Here is a 6,514-nt window from a genome sequence, read left to right as displayed (position 1 = left end):
AATCCCGGACGCCAGGCCAGCACCCGAAGCCACAACAACCTCAGCTCCAAGGCCAATATAACGCCGTACCGTGTCGGGCGTGCCCCCGACGCGCGGTTCGACCGACGGATCTTCCTTCACTATCGCCAAGCGCATCGCCTTCCTCCCACGAAGGTCATTAGCCGGTTATTCTTCGCCAGGTTGTTTTCTGGAGGCGTCTTCCTGGGTCATGGCGGCCGGCGGTTCGCCGGTAGGCCGGATGACCGCCGGAAGCGGGGAAAAATCCACCGGCTCCGCGACGAGGACGCGCCTTCCTGATCCTGTGCGTTTCCATATTGGTATACAGAATTCCGCATGCCAGCAAGCCGAATTCCACGACTCCGGGACGACCGGCGCACCGAAAATCGACCCGCCAATCGATCCCGTATTATTTCCTCCGGAACGCGCTTGTGATCCCCCGCGTCGCGAAAGAGACACGCTGCGGTGCAAGATAACATCCGGAAGACACAGCCATTCTTTTCGTTCATATGAGGACGCGCCGGTGCCTGCATCGGCTGGGGCCACGACGGAGGAAATCATGGTAAGCAAGCGGGAACGCGCAACGAAGATCGTGGCGACGCTGGGACCGGCATCTTCGAGCCCGGAGATGATCAAGGCCCTCTACGAGGCCGGGGTCGACGTCTTCCGGCTCAACTTCAGCCACGGCACGCAGGAGAACCATGGCCGCGTGCTCGGCGCCGTCCGCGCGCTGGAGAAGGAGGTCGGCCGGCCGATCGGCGTGCTCGCCGACCTGCAGGGCCCGAAGCTGCGCCTCGGCCGCTTCGTCGACGGCTTCATCAATCTCACCGCCGGCACCACCATCCGCTTCGACACCGACACGGCGCCGGGCGACGAGAAGCGCGTGCCGATCCCGCACCCGGAAATCCTCGAGGCCCTGCACGAGGGCTCGACCGTGCTGCTGGACGACGGCAAGGTGCGCGTGCGCGTCGTCAAAAAGGGCAACGGCTATATCGAGGCCGAGGTCATCGCCGGCAACAAGCTTTCCAACAACAAGGGCTTCAATGTCCCCGACGTGCTGCTGCCGGTCTCGGCTCTCACCGACAAGGACCGCTCCGACCTATTCTTCGCGCTCGACCTCGGCGTGGAATGGATCGCCCTCTCCTTCGTGCAGCGCCCCGAGGACGTGATCGAGGCCAAGGAGCTGATCCAGGGCCGCGCGCAGGTGAACCTCAAGCTGGAGAAGCCGCAGGCGGTCGAGCACCTCACCCGCCTCACCGAGCTCTCCGACAGCATCATGGTGGCGCGCGGCGACCTCGGCGTGGAGCTGTCGCTTCCCGAGATTCCGGCGCTGCAGAAGCGCGTGATCCGCGAATCCCGCCGCCTCGGCAAGCCGGTGATCGTGGCGACGCAGATGCTGGAATCGATGATCAGCGCCCCGGTGCCGACCCGCGCCGAGGTCTCGGACGTCGCCACCGCCGTCTATGACGGCGCCGATGCGGTGATGCTCTCGGCCGAGAGCGCCGCCGGGCAGTATCCGGTCGAGGCGGTGGCGATGATGGACCAGATCATCAAGCAGGTGGAGCGCGATCCCGGCTACCGCGCCATCATCGAATCGCAGCGCCCGGACGCCGGCCATTCGGTCGCCGACGCGGTGACGCAGGCCGCCTATCAGGCCGCCCTGTCGATCGATGCCGCCGCCATCGTCACCTACACGCTCTCCGGCACGACGACGCTGCACGCGGCGCGCGAGCGCCCGCGCATCCCGATCGTCGGCATCGCCAGCCAGCTTTCCACCGCCCGCCGGCTGGTGATGTCCTACGGCGTGCATGTCGTGCACGCGCCGGAAGAGATCCACACCTTCGGCGAAATGGCGACCAAGGCGACGCAGGTCACGGTGGAGCATGGCTTCGCCAAGGAAGGCGACAAGATCGCCATCACCGCCGGCGTGCCCTTCGCCACTCCCGGCACGACCAACGTGCTGCGCCTCGTCACGGTCGACAAGTCGATCGCGACGCGCAAGCCGCGCCCCGAGGACAAGACCGACACGCTGCGCCCGCGCGCGGCGGCCAAGAGCGCCGGTGGGGCAGCGGTCCGCTCCATGCCGGTGGCCGACAAGGCCGACTAGCCTCGCCACGATTCGCCCCCACCATGCGCGGGGCGCCTCGCCGATGCAGAAAAGGCCCGCCGGAGAGCGGGCCTTTTTCATATCTCGGTCGCGGTGGATGGAGCCACGCAGGCGAAGCCTCAGGGCAGCATCACCACGGGTGTGCCAACGCCGACGCGGCCGTAGAGATCGATGATGTCGTCATTGTGCATGCGCACGCAGCCATAGGAGGCGAAGGTGCCGATCGAGCGCGGCCGGTTGGTGCCGTGGATCGCATACTGCCCGCCGCCGGTGAGCGTCATGGCGCGCGCGCCCATCGGGTTGTCCGGCGCTCCACCGGCGATGACGGCCGGCAGCTTCGGGTTGTCGCGCTTGATCTCGTCGGGCGGCGACCAGGCCGGCTCGACATATTTGCGTTCGATTCGCGCCTGCCCCTGCCACTGCTTGCCGCGCTTGCCCACCGCGACCGGATAGCGAAGCGCCTGCCCCTGGCCGAGAACGAGGTAGAGACGGCGCTCCTTCGTGCTGACGACGATGGTGCCCGGCCGGTATTCCGGCTTGTCGAACGGCACCGTCTCACGCGCCTGAAGGCTCGCGGGCACAAGAAGCTGCGCAGCCATCACGGCCAGGCAGAAAGACTTCCAACGCAACATGGTCCAGCCCCTGCGAACGATGATGGTCGGGTGATACCAGAATTGCGGAGGCCTCGCCGCATCGGCGGGCATGACGTACCGCACCGACAGAGTTTTCGCGCCATTTTTGCAACAGTACCCGAAAAGTCGAGATACAACCGGCGCGGCGAACCGCGTTCAATTGCACGTGTGCTCAGGAACGGCTATTTTCAGTCTTGAAGACCTCGGTTCCGCCGACGGCCCGCTCTTCGTCTCGCAATAGAAGGTAATTGCGCATGCTCAAGTCTCTGCTCGTCGCTTCCGCGTCGCTCCTCATGGTGGGCGCTGCGCTGGCCGCCGACCTCCCCCGTCCGGAGCCGGTTCAGGAAACCGCTGCCCCCATCGGCAAGGCCCCGATCGGCAAGGCGCCGGTTGGCAAGGCTCCCGAGCCGATCTACACCAAGGGCTGATTGGGCATCGAGCCCGCACCTCGATGTCGCGTCGTGCTTGACATGACCGCGGCGGGCTCGTTCCTGCACGCGTTCGGATCGAGAAGCGACAAGGTGTTGGCATGAAAATGCTCCCGATAAATGCAAAGCGCCACTGCGCCGCAGTGGCGCTTTGTGCGTTCACGGCGTTTTTCGCCGGCCTCGGCCCGGCGGCTGCCATTATCGACAGCGCCAACGCCACGCCGGTGGAAAGCACGACCGGCCAGAAGCCGGCTGCCAAGCCGAAGCCCGCCGCCGCGGCGAAGAACTCCGCCCAGGGCGCCGCAACGGCTGCGGCCGTCGCGCCGGCAGCTCCGGGCCCCTATTATGTGGATTTCCGCGCGCGCACCGCGGCTTCCTACGGCCATGCCTTCATCTGGTTCGGCAAGTCGACCCAGCGTGAGGTGGAGGTCGCCGGCCTGCATCCCGCCACCGACAGCCCGGTTCCCTATGTGCTCGGGCACATGATGCCGGTGCCGTCCGAGACCGGGGCCAGCTATGGCGATCTCGACGAGCAGTATCTGACGGCGAATTACCGCGTCTATCTCTCCGAGGAGGACGCGCCGAAGGTCTTCGCCTATATCCAGAAGCTGCAGAAGAACACGCCGTTCTGGAACGCGACGACCACCAACTGCACCTGGTTCATCGGCCAGATCGCCAGCTTCATGGGCCTCAAGACGCCCTGGCACCTGCTGGTGCCGGAGGATTACGTCAACGAACTCAAGAAGATGAATGGTGGGCGCGAGGTCGCGACCCTTTCCGCCGACAAGTGACCCGATTATCCGGCCGCGCGCCGTCCTGAGGCGACACGCGGCCGGATAATACCGGGCCCGGCAATGCTGGCTGCCCCTTCCCCAATCTCCACCCTATTCCGCATCGAGAGCGCCGATGCCGCAGCCCGCCGCCCTCCTTCCGCAGGCTCCGGCGGCGCCCGGCCGCGTGACGTGCCTCGACGGGCTGCGCGGCGTCGCCGCCTGCGCGGTGGTGGCGTTCCACTTCTTCTACGCTTTTGCGCCCGGCCGCTTCGCCGACAAGGCACGGACCGGCTTCTCGCTCTTCGACACACCGTTCGCCGTGTTCTGGAACGGCCATTTCGCGGTCGCGGTGTTCTTCGTTCTCTCCGGCTTCGTGCTGGCCGCTTCGGCACCGTTGGGCCCGCGCGCCGCGCCGCTGGCGATCGGTCTGCGCTATCTGCGCCTCGGCGTGCCCGCGCTGGCCTCCTCCATCCTCGCCTGGGCATGGCTCACCGGCTTCCCCGATGCCGCGCGCGACGCGCAGGCGATCAGCGCCAGCCCCTGGTTCCGCTGGACCTACCAGCCGCCGATTCCCCCGCTCGGACAGGCGATCTGGGAGGGCGCCGTCGGTGTCTTCCTGAACGGCACGACCCGCTTCAACAACCCGCTCTGGACGATGCAGGCGGAGTTCCTGGGCTCCGTCCTCATCTACGGCTCCTATGCCGTGCTGAAGGGCCGCGCCCGGCCGCTCGCCATGGCGGCCGGCCTCGTCGGCTTCGCAGCACTCGGGCTGTTCTACCTCTCCGCCTTCTGCGGCGGCGCGCTGGTGCATGAAGTGCGCGGTCGGCTGCGCGACCATGCGACGGCCGGTGCAGCGGCGGGCGTCGTGGGCCTCATACTCGGCGCCACATTTCCCGGCCATGCCGGCGGCGACGGCCTGTTGCCGACGCTGGTCTCCTGGCTTGGCGCCGATGGCGCGCGGCAGGCCGGCGCGATCCTCACGCTGATAGCGGTGCTGATCACCCCTCCGGTGCGCCGCTTCTTCGAGACGACACCGCTGCAGCGGCTCGGGGAATTGTCCTTCCCGATCTATCTCGTGCACGTGCCGCTGATCGTGGCGCCGGCCTCCGCGATCTTCGCCGCCTTCGCGCCGCTGTCGCCGGTCGCCCTCGCCGGGCTGTTCATCGCCACTGGGCTCACCACGCTGGCGCTCGGCCAGCTCTTTCTGGTGACGGTGGAAAGGCCGCTGCTGGCTGCCCTCAGGGCGGTCCGCAAGCGTGGACGCGCACGCCGCCTCGCTGCCTCCTGAGCCGCCGGCCTGACGCTTCCTATTGCGCCGGTGAGGGATAGCTGCCCGCGCCCGGCACCAGCCGGACGGGATCCCCGACCGAACCGGAACCGCTCGTCGACGGGGTCGACACCGGCGGTACGCCGGGCAGGATCGGCGGCGTGGAGAAGGGCGAATTCTGCGTCGCCGACTGGACCGGCCGCGCCGGCGCCTGATCGACCACGGCGCCGGGCGGCGGCGAACCCTGGATCACCGTCGCACGTGAGGAGGGAGCGAGTTGCGCGGAGCCGGCGGGACCGGGCACCTGCGGATACCCCTCATAGGGATCGACGAGATTGCCCTGCGGCTGCCCCGACTGATAGACCGGCTCGGGCTGCGGCACGGCGCTGCCATAGCGCGGGCGCGAGCGGCGGCGTGGCGCGGGAGCGGCCGAAACCGGCGCGATCGCCTCTTCGGGCCCCATCCAGCCGTCCAGCACCGTACCGTCGCCCTGCAGGCCGGACGGATAGGCGAGCGGCCCGCCAATGCGGCCGAGGCCCTCCGGCTCGCCCATCGGGCGGCCATAGGGCTGCCAGATATAGGGAAGGAAGTAGCCGTTGATCGAATAGCGGTACATCACGCGCAGCAGATCCTGCTCGCTGGCGCCGATCTGGCACAGGCGCAGCCGGATGGAGAGCACGCCACGGTCGCGCAGGAAGAAATTCATCGGCACCTGCGACTGGATGCGCTGCCAGCCATAGATGCACAGCTCGCCGCCGCCGGCATTGCCGATCGCGTAGTTGAACGGCCCATAACGGTTCTGGACGAAGTAATTCGAGACGTACATCGATACGCCGGGCATGCGATCAAGCATTTCCTGCTCGACGACTTCTTCGTTGAGAAAATCGTCCGCCCGCAGGTTCTCCCAGCCGGTGCGTTCCTTCACCGGCCCGAAGAAGACGGTGTAGATCGCGTTCTGCCCGCGCGAATGGGAGTTGGTCCCGAGGATGATCTCCTGCTCGATGGCGTTGAGGTAGGTGGTCTGCACCACCGCCACCACAGGCGGCGTCGAACCGGGCTCCGGCAGCACCAGAGCGTCGGCGACCTCCACCTCCTTGGCAAGGTTTGCCACCTTCGGATCCTGTCCGCGCCAAGGATAGACACCGCAGCCCGCCGCCAGAAGGGCAACGGACGCGACCAGGCACACGGAGAGAGATTTGCGCGTGGTCCGTCCCGTCATGGCCCCTTCAAACACTCGCGCTGGCGGATAAGCGCGCCCAGACCACGACAGCCCTCAATCGCAGTCTGAACAACGCCGAATCACTTGTATA

6 protein-coding genes and 1 pseudogene are annotated in these 6,514 nt (G+C 67.2%); 4 read left to right on the top strand and 3 right to left on the bottom strand.

Translation table 11 applies throughout. The features are described 5' to 3' along the window. Nucleotides 1-135, bottom strand: a pseudogene (locus FO470_RS19260) (NAD(P)(+) transhydrogenase (Re/Si-specific) subunit alpha); the annotation flags it as partial. A 421-nt stretch (nucleotides 136-556) separates the two neighbouring features. Here FO470_RS19260 and pyk point away from each other — a divergent pair. Beyond that, the gene (gene pyk / locus FO470_RS19255; protein WP_144344613.1) at nucleotides 557-2,104 is read left to right on the top strand and encodes a pyruvate kinase; all 1,548 of its coding nucleotides are present in this window, start codon (nucleotides 557-559) and stop codon (nucleotides 2,102-2,104) included. A gap of 119 nt (nucleotides 2,105-2,223) precedes the next feature. Here the strand turns inward: pyk and FO470_RS19250 are convergent, their stop codons facing one another. Beyond that, the gene (locus FO470_RS19250; RefSeq protein WP_144344612.1) at nucleotides 2,224-2,736 is read right to left on the bottom strand and encodes a L,D-transpeptidase; all 513 of its coding nucleotides are present in this window, start codon (nucleotides 2,734-2,736) and stop codon (nucleotides 2,224-2,226) included. Nucleotides 2,737-2,990: 254 nt separating this feature from the next. On the opposite strand from FO470_RS19250, the gene FO470_RS19590 reads away from it, so the two are divergent. The 3 genes from FO470_RS19590 (at nucleotide 2,991) to FO470_RS19240 (ending at nucleotide 5,225) form a co-directional block, all read left to right on the top strand. Beyond that, nucleotides 2,991-3,164 (top strand): hypothetical protein, encoded by a 174-nt coding sequence (locus FO470_RS19590; RefSeq protein ID WP_186292032.1) that lies wholly within the window; start codon nucleotides 2,991-2,993, stop codon nucleotides 3,162-3,164. Nucleotides 3,165-3,265: 101 nt separating this feature from the next. Further along, entirely contained in the window at nucleotides 3,266-3,955 is a 690-nt protein-coding gene (locus tag FO470_RS19245; protein WP_144344611.1) for a hypothetical protein, read from the top strand. A 115-nt stretch (nucleotides 3,956-4,070) separates the two neighbouring features. Further along, nucleotides 4,071-5,225: an acyltransferase family protein gene (locus FO470_RS19240; RefSeq protein WP_144344610.1), complete on the top strand. Its 1,155-nt coding sequence runs from the start codon at nucleotides 4,071-4,073 to the stop codon at nucleotides 5,223-5,225. 19 nt (nucleotides 5,226-5,244) lie between these two features. Here the strand turns inward: FO470_RS19240 and bcsN are convergent, their stop codons facing one another. Beyond that, entirely contained in the window at nucleotides 5,245-6,315 is a 1,071-nt protein-coding gene (gene bcsN, locus FO470_RS19235) for a cellulose biosynthesis protein BcsN (RefSeq protein WP_186292031.1), read from the bottom strand. Nucleotides 6,316-6,514: the final 199 nt, after the last annotated feature.

Origin of the sequence: Ancylobacter moscoviensis (genome assembly GCF_007559435.1) — a bacterium.
Taxonomy (GTDB): domain Bacteria; phylum Pseudomonadota; class Alphaproteobacteria; order Rhizobiales; family Xanthobacteraceae; genus Ancylobacter; species Ancylobacter moscoviensis.
This window is presented reverse-complemented; position numbering and strand designations above follow the sequence as displayed.